Source organism: Acinetobacter terrae, assembly GCF_002135195.1.
GTDB classification, from domain to species: Bacteria; Pseudomonadota; Gammaproteobacteria; order Pseudomonadales; family Moraxellaceae; genus Acinetobacter; species Acinetobacter terrae.
The window spans coordinates 177026-193651 of record NZ_NEGF01000002.1 but is presented as its reverse complement, the minus strand read 5'-3'; the positions used below and the strand labels follow the sequence as shown (position 1 = coordinate 193651).

The 16626-nt window shown below is 42.4% G+C and carries 18 protein-coding genes; 9 read left to right on the top strand and 9 right to left on the bottom strand.

Annotation, left to right across the window (positions count from 1 at the left end; genetic code table 11):
* Positions 1-24 precede the first annotated feature (24 nt).
* Positions 25-216 (top strand): DUF7230 family protein, encoded by a 192-nt coding sequence (locus B9T23_RS03290; protein WP_086192983.1) that lies wholly within the window; start codon positions 25-27, stop codon positions 214-216.
* Positions 217-224: 8 nt separating this feature from the next.
* Here B9T23_RS03290 and ptsP read toward each other — a convergent pair whose 3' ends face one another.
* Both ptsP and B9T23_RS03280 read right to left on the bottom strand, forming a co-directional pair.
* On the bottom strand, positions 225-2522 hold the full coding sequence (gene ptsP / locus B9T23_RS03285; RefSeq protein WP_086192982.1) for a phosphoenolpyruvate--protein phosphotransferase: 2298 nt from the start codon (positions 2520-2522) through the stop codon (positions 225-227).
* Between the two features lie 89 nt (positions 2523-2611).
* Positions 2612-3088 carry an RNA pyrophosphohydrolase gene (locus tag B9T23_RS03280; RefSeq protein ID WP_086192981.1) on the bottom strand — a complete coding sequence of 159 codons (477 nt, stop codon included), beginning with the start codon at positions 3086-3088 and terminating at the stop codon, positions 2612-2614.
* A gap of 182 nt (positions 3089-3270) precedes the next feature.
* On the opposite strand from B9T23_RS03280, the gene B9T23_RS03275 reads away from it, so the two are divergent.
* Together B9T23_RS03275 and B9T23_RS03270 are read left to right on the top strand one after the other, a co-directional pair.
* On the top strand, positions 3271-3921 hold the full coding sequence (locus B9T23_RS03275; RefSeq protein WP_086192980.1) for an HAD family hydrolase: 651 nt from the start codon (positions 3271-3273) through the stop codon (positions 3919-3921).
* Positions 3922-4100: 179 nt separating this feature from the next.
* On the top strand, positions 4101-4346 hold the full coding sequence (locus B9T23_RS03270) for a DUF2789 domain-containing protein (RefSeq protein WP_067722134.1): 246 nt from the start codon (positions 4101-4103) through the stop codon (positions 4344-4346).
* Between the two features lie 51 nt (positions 4347-4397).
* Here B9T23_RS03270 and ovoA read toward each other — a convergent pair whose 3' ends face one another.
* The 3 genes from ovoA to B9T23_RS03255 all read right to left on the bottom strand — a co-directional run bounded on the left by ovoA (position 4398) and on the right by B9T23_RS03255 (position 8041).
* Entirely contained in the window at positions 4398-6560 is a 2163-nt protein-coding gene (gene ovoA, locus B9T23_RS03265) for a 5-histidylcysteine sulfoxide synthase (RefSeq protein ID WP_378320491.1), read from the bottom strand.
* A gap of 170 nt (positions 6561-6730) precedes the next feature.
* Positions 6731-7603: a LysR family transcriptional regulator gene (locus B9T23_RS03260; RefSeq protein WP_086192978.1), complete on the bottom strand. Its 873-nt coding sequence runs from the start codon at positions 7601-7603 to the stop codon at positions 6731-6733.
* Positions 7604-7798: 195 nt separating this feature from the next.
* Positions 7799-8041, bottom strand: a complete 243-nt coding sequence (locus B9T23_RS03255; RefSeq protein WP_086192977.1) for a DUF2061 domain-containing protein — start codon at positions 8039-8041, stop codon at positions 7799-7801.
* A 175-nt stretch (positions 8042-8216) separates the two neighbouring features.
* Between B9T23_RS03255 and B9T23_RS03250 the strand changes: the two genes are divergently transcribed.
* From B9T23_RS03250 to leuB, 5 genes are all read left to right on the top strand, one after another.
* Positions 8217-8408 carry a hypothetical protein gene (locus B9T23_RS03250; protein WP_086192976.1) on the top strand — a complete coding sequence of 64 codons (192 nt, stop codon included), beginning with the start codon at positions 8217-8219 and terminating at the stop codon, positions 8406-8408.
* A gap of 330 nt (positions 8409-8738) precedes the next feature.
* Positions 8739-10172 (top strand): 3-isopropylmalate dehydratase large subunit, encoded by a 1434-nt coding sequence (gene leuC, locus B9T23_RS03245; RefSeq protein ID WP_086192975.1) that lies wholly within the window; start codon positions 8739-8741, stop codon positions 10170-10172.
* A gap of 23 nt (positions 10173-10195) precedes the next feature.
* Complete coding sequence (gene leuD, locus B9T23_RS03240; RefSeq protein ID WP_086192974.1) at positions 10196-10846, top strand: 3-isopropylmalate dehydratase small subunit; 651 nt, start codon at positions 10196-10198, stop codon at positions 10844-10846.
* Between the two features lie 105 nt (positions 10847-10951).
* A complete protein-coding gene (locus tag B9T23_RS03235) occupies positions 10952-11536 on the top strand; it encodes a hypothetical protein (RefSeq protein WP_086192973.1) in 585 nt (194 codons plus the stop codon).
* A gap of 24 nt (positions 11537-11560) precedes the next feature.
* Complete coding sequence (leuB, locus tag B9T23_RS03230; protein WP_086192972.1) at positions 11561-12640, top strand: 3-isopropylmalate dehydrogenase; 1080 nt, start codon at positions 11561-11563, stop codon at positions 12638-12640.
* A gap of 62 nt (positions 12641-12702) precedes the next feature.
* On the opposite strand, the gene B9T23_RS03225 is transcribed toward leuB, so the two are convergent.
* Complete coding sequence (locus B9T23_RS03225) at positions 12703-13104, bottom strand: hypothetical protein (RefSeq protein ID WP_086192971.1); 402 nt, start codon at positions 13102-13104, stop codon at positions 12703-12705.
* A 136-nt stretch (positions 13105-13240) separates the two neighbouring features.
* Positions 13241-13462 carry a translation initiation factor IF-1 gene (infA, locus tag B9T23_RS03220; RefSeq protein WP_001284370.1) on the bottom strand — a complete coding sequence of 74 codons (222 nt, stop codon included), beginning with the start codon at positions 13460-13462 and terminating at the stop codon, positions 13241-13243.
* Positions 13463-13693: 231 nt separating this feature from the next.
* Between infA and B9T23_RS03215 the strand changes: the two genes are divergently transcribed.
* A complete protein-coding gene (locus tag B9T23_RS03215; RefSeq protein WP_067722114.1) occupies positions 13694-14704 on the top strand; it encodes an AraC family transcriptional regulator in 1011 nt (336 codons plus the stop codon).
* Between the two features lie 138 nt (positions 14705-14842).
* On the opposite strand, the gene truA is transcribed toward B9T23_RS03215, so the two are convergent.
* Positions 14843-15640 (bottom strand): tRNA pseudouridine(38-40) synthase TruA, encoded by a 798-nt coding sequence (truA, locus tag B9T23_RS03210; protein ID WP_086192970.1) that lies wholly within the window; start codon positions 15638-15640, stop codon positions 14843-14845.
* Positions 15641-15652: 12 nt separating this feature from the next.
* Positions 15653-16621, bottom strand: a complete 969-nt coding sequence (locus B9T23_RS03205) for an asparaginase (RefSeq protein WP_067722110.1) — start codon at positions 16619-16621, stop codon at positions 15653-15655.
* Between the last annotated feature and the right edge of the window lie 5 nt (positions 16622-16626).

Below are 16626 nucleotides of genomic sequence, written 5' to 3'. Positions count from 1 at the left end.
AAATGTAAAAACAGGTGAAATGAGATGGCGAAACAAAAGAAGCAGCCAGAGGTTGTGATCAATAACTTTGTGGCAAAATACATGCATGAGGTCAACAAAAGCCAGGTGTTTGTAGATCGAAAGAAAAATGTAAAACGTGGTTATACGAAGCATAAGCAAGGGCGATATTCTGATGATTATCGCCCTTTTAGTTTCTATGTCTTAAATTTTATTTGAATGTGAATTTAAGTACCGACAATGCGTGTTGCAGATTTCACCATATCCGCCAGACCATGGGTCTTAAAGTAATACTCCATCCAGCTTTTCACGATCAATGGGTTATCCATTTTCAAGACATGTTCCAGTTGTTGCTGTGCCTCGGTCATCGGGACATGACAAATCGCTTTACGTACCCGCAAAATATTACTCGAACTCATCGACAGGGTATTAAAGCCCATCGCCATCAATAACACTGCAGCTAATGGATCACCGGCCATCTCACCACAAATGCTGACTGGTTTATCGTACTTATGACATTCTTTAACCAAGCGTGTTAAAGCACGTAATACCGCCGGATGGAAGTGTGAATAGACGTTGGCAACACGTGGATTGTTACGGTCAACCGCCAGTAAATATTGGGTCAAGTCGTTGGAGCCGACCGAGAAGAAATCGACTAACTCGGAAAACTCTTCAATTTGTAAAAGTACACTCGGTACTTCGACCATAATACCAATTTTCGGTTTGGTGATTTTAACCTGTTCTTCTTCCTGAACTGCTGTCCAATCGCGCTCCAGCAAGTACAAAGCTTCTTCAACTTCGCTGACACTGGTCACCATTGGCAACAAAATGTGCAGGTTATTTAAGCCGATACTGGCTTTTAACATGGCACGAATTTGCGATGAGAAAATTTCAGGATGATCCAGTGTAAATCGGATACCGCGCCAGCCGAGTGCCGAGTTTTCCTCTTCAATAGAGAAATAAGGCAGATCCTTATCTGCGCCAATATCTAAAGTTCGCATCACCACCGGTTTATTGGCAAAGTGACTCAGCTGCTGACGGTAAATGGCGCGTTGTTCTTCTTCGCCGGGGAAACGGTCACGCAGCATAAATGGAATTTCAGAGCGGTACAGCCCGACACCTTTGGCACCCCGTTGTACGCCACGAACCACATCAATCATTAAACCGGTATTAACGAATAGTTTAACCGCAACCCCATCCGGGGTAATCGCATCTTTGGTTTCATACTGTTTTAAATCTTTGGCCAGTTGTTCTTCTTCTTTTTGAATTTCTTTATAGCGGCTACGTAAGCGACGCGGTGGATTAATAAAAATCCGACCCTGATGCGCATCGACAATCATCTCGACATCATCCAGGGTATTGATGGGCAGTTCAGTGACACCGACCACGGTTGGAATGCCGAGTGCGCGTGCCACAATTACCATATGCGAGTTCATCGCACCTTCAGTGGTGACAATGGCAGCAATTTTATCCACTGGTAATTCCACTAATGCCGCCGTGGAAATTTCTTCACCAATCAGAATGCTTTCATCAGTCAGTTCCCGATGACTGGCATCAGCTTCTTGCAAGAAGGCTAAAATACGGCGCCCGAGATCTTTCAGGTCCGAAACACGTTCGCGTAAATAGCCATCTTCCATTTGTGCAAACAGGGCAATATGCTTGTCGATCACAATACGAACCGCACCTTGTGCCCAGTTGCCATCGCGAATTTCAGCTTTAATTTCAGCAGGAAGAGCATTTTCATCCAGCATGCGTAAGAACACACTAAATAAAGCACGTTCATCAGCCATTAAAGCATCTTGCATTTTGTCATCAAGAGATTTAATTTCTTCACGAACAGAATCGATGGCATGATCGAGCAGTTCCAGTTCTTCACTGATGTCATCTGCTTCACGGTCTGGTACAGAAGCCAAATCGGCAGGTGGATACAGAATGACAGCACGACCTAAGGCAATCCCCCCAGAACCAGACACGCCTTGGAAGGTTTTATACGCTGGCAGGTTGTTCGGTTTACGGAAAACATCAATATTTCCGACCGCATGTGCGTGGGCAATCACCCCGGAAAGCTGTGCACATAAGGTGACCAGAAAAGATTCTGCTGCTTCACTAAAGTCTTGGGATTCTTTATTTTGAACGACCAGTACACCCATCACCTTACGGCGGTACATCACCGGAACGCCTAGAAAAGAGTTGTAAATCTCTTCACCTGTTTCGGGTAAATACATGAAGCGTTCGTGCTTGGGTGCATTGTCTAAATTGACGATTTCTTCACGTTGCCCAACCAGACCCACCAGACCTTCACCTGTATGCAGTGAAACGTGCCCTACAGCTTCTGCTTTTAAACCTTTAGAGGCCATCAGCAAGTAACGCTGGTTGCGTTCGTCAAGCAAGTAAATGGAGCAGACATCAACCTGCATGGCATTTGCCACCTGATTGACCATAATGTCGAGTGATTCATGCAAACTGGTGGACGCATTGATTTCTTGTACAATGCGTCTTAAGGTGTCCAGTTGCATATTCGACATAAAATCTGCTCCAAAAAAAGTTTAAATCCGTTTTTATTTATAACAATATGCTACTAAAAAATCTGCATTTTCATACGATTTTTTTATGCTTATATAGACGGTAACTGACTACACAGTTCCACCATCGCTTTTCGGTATACATCGCGTTTAAAATTCACGACCTGTCCTAATGGATACCAGTAACTTACCCATTGCCACTGGTCAAACTCGGGTGGGTCCGACAAATCCAGCTGAATATTTTTGACTGGCGCTGTCAGTTTGAGTAAAAACCACTTTTGTTTTTGACCAATACACACCGGGTCTGAATCCGAGCGTATATACCTTTGCGGCAAACGATAACGTAGCCAACCTTTTGTTTGCGCTACCATTTGAACATGTTCGGGCAATAAGCCAATTTCTTCTCTCAGCTCACGATAAAGTGCCTGTTCAGGGGTTTCTCCATACTGGATACCTCCTTGTGGAAATTGCCAAGCATTGTGTCCAATGCGTTTTGCCCATAAAACTTGTCCAACGTCGTTTGCCAAAATGATCCCGACATTCGGTCGGAAACCTTCTGAGTCGATCATTTGGCTACCTAAATCATGTGTAATGTGTGGCTTTTCATTCGGGGATTGTTATTTCTATATCCATCTCGAAAAAAAGCACAGCTTAAATGTTAAAAATTGCTATGATCTTAACGAATTTCTATCGACTAGCGGAGATAGATTTACATTTTTTTTCTTAAATTTCAGTTTTTACGAGTATTTTCATGAAATTGGCTTTATTTGACCTCGACCATACCTTATTAAATACCGATTCGGATTATTCATGGGGTGAGTTTTTAGTAAACGAAGGTTTAGTCGATCCAATCCGACATCGCCAAATGAATGACAAGTTTTATGAAGACTATAAAGCAGGGCAACTTGACCCGATTGCTTATAACGAATTTGTATTTGAATTTTTAACCCAGCACGACAATGATTATTTGGCTGAATTACATGAATTATTCATGAAAAAAGTGATTCGTCCACAAATGCGTCCCGAAGGTTTTGCCGCGATTCAAAAACATCGCGATGCAGGACATGAATTGGTCGGCATTACTGCAACTTCTGATTTTATTACTGCACCGATTTTTCATGAGTTTGGCATTACCGAAATTATTGCCACCAATGCAGAAGTCATCGATGGTAAATATACCGGTAAAGTCATCAATACCGCATGTTACCAAAAAGGTAAATTGATTCGTTTGGAACAGTGGCTTTCAGGACGAAATGTCGAAGAATCATGGGCGTATTCGGATTCAATCAATGACCGTTTCTTGCTGGAACATGCTGATCATGCGATTGCGGTCAATCCTGATGAGCGTTTAGCTGCACTTGCCAAAGAACAAGATTGGGAAATTCAGGATTGGTCGATTTAACAGGACTTTAAATCTTTTTAAAATAATTACTTATAGCCTGACTGATTAAATGATAAGTCAGGCTTTTTTTATGATACCTACTGCTCTGTTATGCATTTTTAAATCGTCCAGGATACTTTCAAAGTTTTTTAATGATGCTATGCTGATGTAGATAATTAATGATCAGTAGAGGGGCGATAATGAGTAACGTAAGACCACGAATGACCAACCTTTTTGAGCAACTCGGATTAGACTCAAGTGATGAGGCCATTGCACAGTTCATTGCCACCCATCAACTCAGTGCCCATACCAAAATTACCGAAGCGAGTTATTGGACTGAAGCGCAACGTCAGTTTTTAGCAGAAAAGATTAAGTCCGACGGCTCATGGGCCATTATTGTCGATCAGTTGAATGAATCCTTGCATGAAGATTCATTGATTCAATAAAGGTCAAAGTCAAAAAGCCAATCCACAGATTGGCTTTTTTTGGCAAATGGTTTATTTGATCCGTTTCCACAGCGTGACTTGCGACAGCGTATGCTGATATTTACGTGCTGTTTCACGAATGACAAATCTCACATCCTGCGGCTCTGCAAGCATTTCAAAATGCCCTTGTAACAGTTCAGTCATACCATCTAGCGTGCTAAAGTTTTCCCCTGATTGTTTAAAACCACCGACCCATTCAGTACGTGCAGTATGTTGCTCCAGCCAGGTATAGGGTGAGGCCAGCATTAAAATTCCACCCAGGGTTAATCGCCGGTGAATTTCGGCTAAAAAATCTTTTGGATGATGCAGGCGGTCAATTAAATTCGCCGCCAGAATAAAATTGTAATCGGTAAAATGAGGCTTTAAATTGCAGGCATCAGCCTGAAGAAAATCGACTCGGTCTGTATGGGCATCCAACCCCAGTTCTTTTAAGTTACAGGCTTTATATTCGACCAGTTCACCTTCGATGGGCAGGGTATAACGTAGCGTTTTGCCTTGTGCTAATTGTACTGCTTGCTGAATAAACCGCGCGGAAAAGTCCAGTCCCGTGACCTGATCAAAATAAGCCGCCAGTTCAAAGCTGACCCGACCTGTGGCACAACCGAGATCCAGTGCCTTATCTGCAGCAAGCTCCTGAAAATAGGGTTGTGCAATGTTAATCAGGCTTTGGGCAAAATTGGGTACATTAAAATATTCCGCGCCGTACTGAAATTCTAAATATTGAGAGATCATCTGGTCAGTTTCGTACTGGGATTGAAACTGCTTCAGCGCTTGTGAGGCCGCAACATAGCGGAATCCGGCATGCTGGAAGAAATGCCGGCGGAAGGCATAACGTGAGCTATGCAAGGCCTCATTGCCGGAAGAAATCCAGGAACCACCTTTGATTAAATTATGTTGGCCGTCAAAAGTGGGCGTGCTGAAATCATCATAGATCGGATGCACCTGAAAGTCGTCAAAAGGGTAAATCGATGTTTCAGTCCATTGCCAGACATTGCCCTGAATATCAAAAAAATCACCTTGCTGAAAATGATTGACCGGGCAGGGACTTGTTGCATATTTCAGTTCGATGGTAGCATGTTCAGGACTGGGCAGATCCGGATCTAAACCTGCCACATCATAGAGCCGATACCACTCGTCTTCTGTGGGCAAGCGAATACTTTGACCGGTTTTCTGGGCTTTCCAGTTACAAAAAGCTTTGGCTTCAAGGTAATTTACTTCTACCGGCCAGTCCCAAGGCATGGGGATTTCTTCCAGCATTAGACGCAGTGACCAGCCTGAATGTGTTTTTCGCCAAAAGCAGGGATGCGCTGCTTGAGAAAATTTCAGCCAGTCCAGTCCTTCTGCTGTCCAATAACAATCAGTTGAATAACCGTTATCTTCAACAAAATTTAAGAACTCCTGATTGGAGACTAAATATTGCGACGCTTCAAAAGCGGGAACATCAGCATGATGCTGACCAAACTCATTGTCCCAGCCATAAAAAACGGCATTGAAGGTTTTATGCAGTATGACTTTGCCTTGAGGAACAGCAATCAGCTTATTTTCAGGTGCTATCCCGGTCATGATCCGGGCACGCCACTGCGGATGATTTTGTACATAGCTCAGCTGCTGCTGGCGAATCAGTACCGATGAGGTTTCAAGATGAATCCGTTCATGTTCAATCCCCATGAGGATGGACCACCACGGATTGTGCCAGTTCAATGGTAAAGTGAGTGGTGCATGCTCAATCAGATTGAGGATCAGTGCCCGTACCTGATGACGATAAGCCCGTACTTCCGCGACGCTCGGCCATTCATAATGCTGGTCATTCAAGTCATCCCAGCTCATTTCATCGACTCCCACAGCAAAAATACTTTCAAGCTGCGGGTTCAAACGTGCACTAATCAGTTTGCTCAGAAGCAATTTATTAATAAAAAAAGTGGCAGTATGACCCAAATAAAAAATCAGTGGATGACGTAAGGAGATGGGTTTGAGGTAATAGCCTTCCGGATTTTTTAGACAGTCAAACAGCAGTTCATAGCTGTCAAAAGTATTCAGAAAATAATCACGCAAGCTATGCCGTGCAGTGGATTCATCAGCAAAGTTTAGATTGGGGGTGGGCAGTAAAGAAATTTTAGCGTCTTGCCACAAATGGGGAGCATCAGAATGGGATGTAGATGGATTTTTTTTAGATATTAACGATGATGAATCCCTCAGCATGTGTTCATACTCCGTCGAATTCTTTTCACATTTAAAACATCAGGTTTTATGTGTTTTATTTAAAAGTACTCGAAAGCTGTGTCATTGTGCTGAGGATTTAGGTAACAAGATGCTGCATCCAGGCAGATGCAGCCCTAAAGCAAATTTTAGCTGAGCTGAGGGTTTTGCATCATGGTAACCAGTTCCTGTACTGCACGTGACTGGGTGCGTCCAGGATGCCAGACCATGCCCAATTGACGGTTCATCTGCAGGTTAATATCCAGTTGCTTTAAATCATGATTGACCAAAGTTTTAGGTAATACCGACCAGCCCAGACCAATTGAAACCAGCATCCGAATCGATTCAAGCGGATTGTTGCTCATGGTGATTTTCGGTTTAACGCCTTGCTTTTCAAACTCTGCCAGGGTGATTTGCGTGGTATAGGTTTGTGCCGCCGGCAACAGGCTCGGATATTGAATCAGATCTTGCAGTTGCAAATCTTTTTCATTGGCTAAGGGGTGAAAAGGTGCTGCCACAAAAACCAGAGGATCATTCCAGATGGTGACATAACTGAGACGAGCATCGCCCTGAGGAGGAAGCGTCAAAAATGCCAGTTCCAAGTCACCGGCAAGCACTTTTTCATGCGCCTGTTCAGAATCGACAAAATGCACATCCAAGGTTACATTTGGAAATTCTTGCACGTAATGACGCAGGTGACTGGGTAAATGATGCAAACCAATATGATGACTGGTGCCAATTTTGAGTTTGCCCTGAACTTGCCCTTGTTCATGACTGAGGGTGTGGTGAATATCACCCAGTTCATTCAACCAGTTTTTAACTTTGGGAAGTAAGGAATGCGCGGCATGGGTCGCTTGAACGCCACGACCGGCAGATTCAAAAAGTTTCACACCAAAATATTCTTCTAAACTATGAATGCGTTTGGTAACAGCCGGCTGGGTAATAAACAACAGATCGGCAGCCATAGAAATAGAACCGGTTTCCATGACTTTAACAAACGCTTCAAAGGCAGCAAGATTCATAGTGATAGTCTGGTTATACAATATTGAGGTAATTATAAAATATTTTTATATTAAAAGTGAATCTAATTATAAAAATCTATACATAAAAATGTATAAAGATGTGAATTTGAGTCGTATAAATAAAAAATCACCCTATATAAGTAGAGTGATCTGTTGAAAAAGGGGAAAGCCGGAACCCGTGATCTCTTAAGTATCTTAGGTAGCAATGTTCTTTCTATTTTGTACCGTTGATGATTTTCTTTCCCAAATTTTTTCGTGAAAGAAGAAGGCGATGGCTTGAATCGTCGGTTCAAGCAAGCTGAGGGTTAATGCCATCCAGATATTTCCTGTTACGAAATAGCCCACCAACATGGCAATGGTGATGTGCATGATGTAATAGCTGAAGGTCTTTTTTAAGGTTTTCTGGTTGTAATCAACAAACTTTTGAATATGAGCCATGGGGTATTCCTCAATCTTTCTCGCGGAGTATGGCTAAATGATAATTAATCTTATTCAATCTGTAAAAACGAATATTTGGTTATTTTTAATCGGTTTTTCGAATTTAATGACTAATCAATTTCAAGAGAAAACAAATAGTATCAGCTACTGATACCTGACTAAAAGGATGTAAATAATGGACATTAAACATATTAAATATCTGCTTGATATTTTCGAGGAAGCGGTCGAAAAACGGATGGGTGTCTACGAGGTTGCAGATGATGAAGGCGATGAAAACAGAGCTGCTGCTGAGTGTAGCCAGGCCAAGGCTGAATTAATTAAGGCTATTGAGCAACTGGTAGATACTAAAGAGCATTCCTCTAAATAGAAGCTTATTAGACCTCTACAACTTTGCAAATCACTCAATGTGTATCTAAATTAAAGTTGGGTATGCGGTATAGATTCACTCGTTTTATAGAAAGCTGAGTTTCCCATACCGCAATGATTGATCTTGAGTTATTCAATAAAATTGTGCGGAAATAGGCTGTTGGTTTGAAAAATTGGATATGAAATTTTGGAACAATCAAGGGTTTTAGATTCTAAAAACTAATTCCAAAAAGTTTTCAAACTAATAAAAATGATAAATTAGATTTATGCGAATACGTGGTTATAATCGAAGTTAATGAAAGCATTACCCAGTTCTATGGAGCGCGTCGACATGGCAGGCAATACCAAAAAAGCAAAGACTTTGTATGACAAATTGTGGGATGACCATTTAGTAAAACAACGAGATGATGGTTCAGCCTTACTTTATATCGATCGTCATTTATTACATGAAGTAACGTCGCCACAAGCTTTTGAGGGTTTACAGCTTGCAGGTCGTAAACCTTGGCGTTTAAGTGCCAATGTTGCAACGCCAGACCATAACGTGCCGACATCAAAAGCTGAACGTGATCAAGGTATTGCGGGTATTGAAGATGAAACTTCACGTATTCAGGTACAAACTTTGGATGACAACTGTGAAGCTTTCAATATCGTTGAATTTAAAATCAATGATATTCGCCAAGGTATTGCGCACGTGGTGGGGCCTGAGCAAGGTTTGACTTTGCCGGGTATGACCGTGGTGTGTGGTGACTCACATACGGCGACGCATGGTGCCTTTGGTTGCTTGGCACACGGAATTGGCACTTCAGAAGTTGAACATGTATTGGCAACCCAATGCTTGGTTCAAAAGAAAATGAAGAACATGTTGGTGCGTGTCGACGGGAAATTAGGTCAAGGCGTGACTTCAAAAGATGTCGTATTAGCGATCATTGGTAAAATTGGTACTGCTGGCGGTACAGGTCACGCGATTGAATTCGGTGGTCAAGTGTTCCGTGATATGTCGATTGAAGGTCGTATGACCGTGTGCAACATGGCGATTGAAGCCGGCGCGCGCGTGGGTATGGTGGCGGTCGATGACAAAACGATTGAATATGTAAAAGGTCGTAACTACGCACCAAAAGGGCAAGACTGGGATAAAGCAGTTGAGTACTGGAATACCTTGCATTCTGATGAAGGCGCACACTTTGACACTGTAGTGGTGTTGCAAGGTGAAGAGATCGAACCGCAAGTATCTTGGGGCACATCTCCTGAAATGGTGATTCCTGTTTCTGAATCGGTTCCGACTTTGGAACAAGCCAAAGACGACGTGCAACGCAACGACTGGACACGTGCTTATCAATATATGGGTTTAAATGCCGGTCAGGCATTGGCAGATATTCAGTTAGACCGCGTATTTATTGGTTCATGCACTAACTCTCGTATTGAAGATATTCGCGCTGCTGCTGAAGTAATTAAAGGCCGTAAAGTGGCTGCTTCAATTAAACAGGCGATGGTGGTTCCAGGTTCCGGTTTGGTGAAACAGCAGGCTGAAGCTGAAGGCTTGGATCAAGTCTTTTTGGAAGCCGGCTTTGAATGGCGTGAACCAGGTTGCTCAATGTGTTTGGCCATGAATGCTGACAAATTACAACCGGGTGAGCATTGTGCATCAACCTCTAACCGTAACTTCGAAGGTCGTCAGGGTAATGGCGGTCGTACGCATTTGGTGAGTCCAGCCATGGCAGCCGCAGCAGCCATTGCCGGTCACTTTGTTGATGTACGTTCATTCTAATTTCGGCTAATAGGAGCAAAGACATGAAAGCTTATACCGTTGAACAAGGTATCGTTGCACCATTAGACCGTGCCAATGTCGATACAGATTTAATTATTCCAAAACAGTTTTTAAAATCGATCAAACGTACCGGTTTTGGTGAAAACTTATTTGATGAATTGCGTTATTTGGATGAAGGCTATTTAGGTTTAGATAATTCTAAACGTCCAAAGAATCCTGATTTCGCCTTAAATCAACCGCGTTATCAAGGTGCGACTGTGTTGATTTCACGTGCCAACTTTGGTTGTGGTTCAAGCCGTGAGCATGCGCCATGGGCATTGGAAGAGTATGGCTTCCGTACCGTGATAGCCCCAAGCTACGCAGACATCTTCTTTAATAACAGTTTTAAAAACGGCATGTTGCCAGTGATTTTGCCTGAAGAAATCGTTGACCAGCTTTTCAAAGAATGTGCTGCAACTGAAGGTTATCAACTTACTATCGACTTGGAAGCTCAAGAAGTACGTACCCCAAGTGGTGAAGCATTTAAATTTGAGGTCGATCCATTCCGTAAGCACTGCTTGTTAAATGGTTTGGATGATATTGGTTTAACCCTTCAAGCAGCAGATGATATTCGTGCCTATGAAGAAAAAACCAAGCAATCTCGCCCTTGGGTATTTCAGGAAATTCGCGGTTAATTATTTGAATTTTCAGCGCTAGTAGTATCGGCGGCTAACTCTTGCTAATATCGAGTCCATAAAAATATCTCGTTGGTTTTAATTGGTGAGAGGGGGGCTCGAACAGTGGCAAAAGTTTATGGTCAGCTTGCTGTACTTGGTCTTATGGTCGCATCCTTAAGTGCATGCCAAAGCATTGATACAGTACGTGTTAAACATGTGAAGGAAACACAATCGACAGAATCAAATGCGTTGATTTTCTGTGCGGGGACAGAACAATGTGAATTTGAGCGTTTGGATCAAATTAACATTGTCGATGCTCAAAGTCATCGCTTAAGTCGTGAAGCCATTCAACAAGGGATTGTGCGTTTAAAAGCCAAGTCGTTAAATGACGCTAATCCTTTGTTTTTGTCTGTACCGACAGGGCAGCATGAATTGGTCATCCGTTTCTATCCAATATCGAAAGATCGCGCTGAAACTTTGCATGTATTTCACAATTTTAATTCGCAAAAAAACTATACCTTTAAGATGTATCGTGACCGAACCCATCATAAAGGTAATTTGTTGAATGCATCTGCACCTGATCCACTCTGTGTTGAGCTTCAACAAGAACAAAAAACCATTCGGCGTTTCTGCAAACCATATAATGTCCTGAATGGCTTAGGTGAGTTTGTAGAACAAAAAAATTTAATATCCCCATCAGTCAAATGACTGAATTGAAAAATGGAAAACCTCATGTCTAAACATATTTTGATTTTAGCTGGTGACGGCATCGGTCCTGAAATTGTGAAAGCCGCAGAGCAAGTACTCACACGAGTAAATAAAAAATTCAATTTAGGTTTGACTTGGGAACAAGGTTTATTGGGTGGTGCCGCGATTGATGCGCATGGTGCACCATATCCTGAACAAACATCTGAACAGGCAAAAAAAGCAGACGCGATTTTACTCGGTGCGGTCGGTGGTCCTAAATGGGACACGATTGAGCGCTCAATTCGCCCGGAACGTGGTCTATTAAAATTACGTAGTGAACTCAATCTTTTTGCTAACTTGCGTCCTGCGATTCTATATCCGCAATTGGCAGATGCTTCGAGCTTAAAACCGGAAATCGTATCTGGTTTGGATATTCTGATCGTGCGCGAATTGACTGGCGGTATCTACTTCGGCCAACCCCGTGGTATTCGTGAGTTAGAGAATGGTGAGAAACAAGGCTTTAACACTGACGTTTATTCAGAGTCTGAAATCAAGCGTATTGCGAAAGTGGCGTTTGAACTTGCAGGTCTTCGTGGCGGCAAAGTATGTTCTGTCGATAAAGCCAATGTACTTGAAGTAACCGAGCTGTGGAAACAAACAGTGACTGCAATGAAAGAAGCAGAATACCCAAATATCAACTTGTCACACATGTATGTTGATAACGCAGCAATGCAGTTGGTACGTGCACCTAAACAGTTTGATGTGATTGTAACCTCTAACTTGTTCGGTGATATCTTGTCTGATGAAGCGGCAATGTTGACTGGTTCAATCGGTATGTTGCCATCTGCATCTTTAGATGAAAATGGTAAAGGCATGTATGAACCTTGTCATGGTTCAGCACCAGATATCGCAGGTCAAAACTTGGCAAATCCACTTGCAACGATTCTTTCGGTTGCGATGATGCTTCGTTACACTTTCCGTGAAGAAACTGCAGCACAAGCCATTGAAGCTGCAGTAGGGAACGTTCTTGACCAAGGTTTGCGTACAGCAGACATTATGTCTGAAGGCATGAACAAAGTCGGTACTGTTGAAATGGGTCAAGCTGTAGTGACAGCCTTGAACTAAGTCATCCGGTTTAAAAAACGCAGCCAAAGTGCTGCGTTTTTTTATGGATATTTAGACCTGATTTAGCAAGTTCGGCCAGTGTAATAAACAGACTTGGCAATGTTATTTTCTAAACGGTAGACAATTTTACATTGCAAGTTCACGTCATAGCTTTGCGCTCTAGGCGTGATTTGTATGGGGATTGCACCAGAATCGATGTCAGCAGGATTTTGTGTCATGGGCATCGGAATGGTAATGGGACGAATCACTGTATAAGTGAGCGTGTGGGCATCTACCGCAGGCGATAAGACTTGCTGATAACCGATACTGCTCAAATCCAGCTTGGCTTGAATACTTTGGCTGGTCTGCCCAATGAATTGCTGTAAATAGGCATCACGTTGTTGTGCGGTGGTCGTTGGGGAAGTGGCACAGCCATACAATACGCAAACCGTGGTAAACAGACCAACGGAGTGAAGAAATGACATTGCTTTCTCCATTGAATAAAACTTTATTTTAAATGGATAAACTGGCAATGAACGTTGTTGTTCGATACACGGTCAATATGTGGTTATACAGATAATAAAAAAGCCACTGTAAAGTGGCTTTTGCTTTCGCTAAAACTTAGCGTGCACGATAAGTAATACGACCCTTGGTCAAATCATAAGGAGTCATTTCTACTTTAACACTGTCGCCAGTTAAAATACGAATATAGTGTTTACGCATTTTACCAGAGATGTGAGCAATCACTTCATGACCGTTTTCTAAACGTACACGGAACATAGTATTAGGAAGCGTCTCGGTGACAACGCCTTCGAACTCGATGAGTTCCTCTTTATTGGCCATAGCCTACCTGAATGAATAAATTGGAAAGGCGCAAATTATAGTCAATTTTTTTGCATAAAACAAGGCGCAATGCGGCTTTGCCCGCTCATCTGTCAGTTAAATAAGCGAACCATCAGTTTAAATTTTTTCTACAAAAAAGCGCATTGTTCTGTTGTCAGTTTGGTCAATCACAGTTAATCTAAAATTAATCTTTTTAAGTATAAATGAATAACATATAAGGAAGGTCATTGCGTGGGTCAGCTAACTGATGCATCGGTTGTTTTGCGATTGGGTTACCAAGCCATTCGTCGTGCAGGTTTGCCAACTGAAGAAATTTTAACGAAAGCCGGTGTGGCCTTAAATCAGGTCGAAACAAATGATCGTACTCCGCTCAGTGCTCAATATGCTTTTTGGGTGGCTGCAGAGGAGGTGAGTAAAGATCCTGACATTGGTTTGCATTTAGGTGAACACCTGCCTTTATATCGCGGACAGGTGATTGAGCATCTGTTTATTTCTAGTGAAAATTTTGGTGAAGGACTAAAACGGGCCTTGGCCTATCAACGTCTCATCAGTGATGCATTTCATGCAAAACTTATTATTGAAGATGATCGTTGCTATCTCACCAATGGTGAGCAGGGTGCTTGGTCGGACAATTTGGTCAATCGTCATTTTTCTGAATGTGCGATGTCAGGGGTATTACGCTTCTTTAAATTTATTACCGAAGGTCGTTTTCAGCCCATTTATATCGACTTTAATTTTAGCCAGGGCGCTTTTGACGAGGAATATTTTCGGGTTTACGAATGTCCGGTCAGTTTAGGTCAAAAGGAAACACGTTTGTATTTTGATCCTGCCATTCTGGATTATCAATTATGGCAAGCAGAACCCGAGTTATTGCAGTTACATGAGCAACTGGCGCTTGAAAAGCTGCAAGAACTTGCACGCTATGATTTGGTGGGAGAGGTTCGCCGTGCGATCGGTTCAACTTTAGAAAGTGGTGAAACGACTTTAGAAACAGTTGCGACGCATTTAAATATTACACCGCGCCGTTTACGTACACAGCTGAGTGAAGCCAATACCAGTTTTCAGCAAATTCTTTCCGATTATCGCTGTCGTTTGGCAAAAAAATTGTTGGCCAATACTGCTGAAAGTGTGGAACGAATTGTGTATTTAACCGGATTTTCCGAGCCAAGTACTTTCTATCGTGCTTTTAAACGCTGGACCAATGAAACACCTGTGGAATATAGAAAGCGTAAGCAGCGTTAAGTTTTATAAAAGCACCTCCCTAAATCCCTCCTGAAAGGAGGGGTTTTTTCTCATCCATTTTACGTGATAGTAAAATCCCCCTCCTTTGAAAAAGGTGAGAAGCACAGCTTCGCAAGAGGGGAGGATTATAAAAGTAAATTATTCCGGCATATTTAACCAATGTGGACCTAAAGGTGTTTTGGGTAAATCAAACTGTTCTGGATAATGTGCTTGAATGAAATATAAACCATCAGGTGGGGCTGTGATCCCCGCTGCTTTACGGTCTTCCGCAGCAAAAATTTTGTCAATATGGTCAATTTCATACATACTCTGACCGATTTCAAGTAAGCAGCCCATGATGTTGCGCACCATATGATGTAAAAAACCATCTGCCTGAATATCGAGAACCAAATAACAACCGTGACGAATTAAACGGCAATGGCTGACATGACGGACCGGTTGATTCGATTGACAAGAGGATGCACGAAAACTTTCGAAGTTATGTGTGCCTTCAAATTTTTTCGCAGCCTCAATCATCTTGTCTGCATCAAGCGGATAATATACGTGGGTGACTTGTTTATAGAGTAACGCGGGACGCACCGGATTGTTATACACTACGTAACGATAACGTCGTGCTTGTGCTTTGAAACGGGCATGGAATGCCATATCCATTTCTTTAATCCATTGTATTGAAATGTCTTTAGGGAGTTGGCTGTTTGAGCCCATCAGCCAGCCATCAATACTGCGGATGGCATGAGTATCAAAATGCGCCACCATATTGGTGGCATGCACGCCAGCATCGGTACGACCTGCGCCATGTAACATGATCGGTTCATTTGCGACTTTGGACAGTACTTTTTCAATGGTTTCCTGTACGCTACGCACGCCAGTTTGCTGAGTTTGCCATCCTCGATACTCAACCCCAGAAAACTCAATACCGACCGCAAAACGTTGCATATTTACCTCTATTTACACTGAATCATGCCAGTGAGCATGCCACTGGTCTACGCTATCGTATTGTAAATACATTTTCAGTGCTTTTGCATAAAGATCTGCATGTCCCAAGCAATCACTGATGATGATATTGGCATGCTGAGTCCATTCGCTTACTGCATAGCGTTGATCAATCGTGCCAAAAGGTACTTGGGTGGTGAGAATAATGGCACAGCCTTGAGCTTGTATATCATGAAGCGTAGCAATCAATTCCTCATTGACCACCAAATTACCTGTGCCAAAGCCCTGTAAAATCAGAACGTGAGGTGGATGCTGTTGTAAATTTTTTAAGTTTTTAATCTGTTGTTCTATGGCTATGGGCTGTGCCATTAAACTTAGGCAGTTAAATGATTGTGCCTTCTCAATATCATATTCATGGACTAGATAGCTTTGCTGATGTGTGATGAGGTTCTCTTTAGCATTTAATCCAGCGAATGCATCTAATTCAGTCGTATGTCGTTTCAATGCTGTTTGGGCGTGAATAAGCTGATGATGAAAAGCTAAATATACACCGACAGCGCTTGTTGCTACTGCATCGAGGGCAAAATTAAGATTATCGATAGCATCGGTAAATTCACGGGTATTGGTCCCGCTTATATTTAGTAGTGGATATTGGCTACCGGTCAGTACCACATGTGCGGATTGTCCCAGAAACCGTGCAAGTGTTGCACTGGCATAGCTGAGAGTATCAGTGCCGTGAATCACGACAAAATGTTGATAATTTTTTAGTTGTAAATTCTGAATCAACTGAATGAGTTGAAGCCAGTCAGTTGCAGTACTGGCACTGCTGTCTTTTATACTGGGTGCAACAAAACATTCGATATTAAGATGCAAAGGAAGAACGCGTTGTAACTGGGGGATAAAATTTTCAGCAGGCATGGGACTCAGTGGCTCGCCAATGCAACCAAACGTTCCACCCATATAAATTAAAGCTATTTTTTTCATAATAA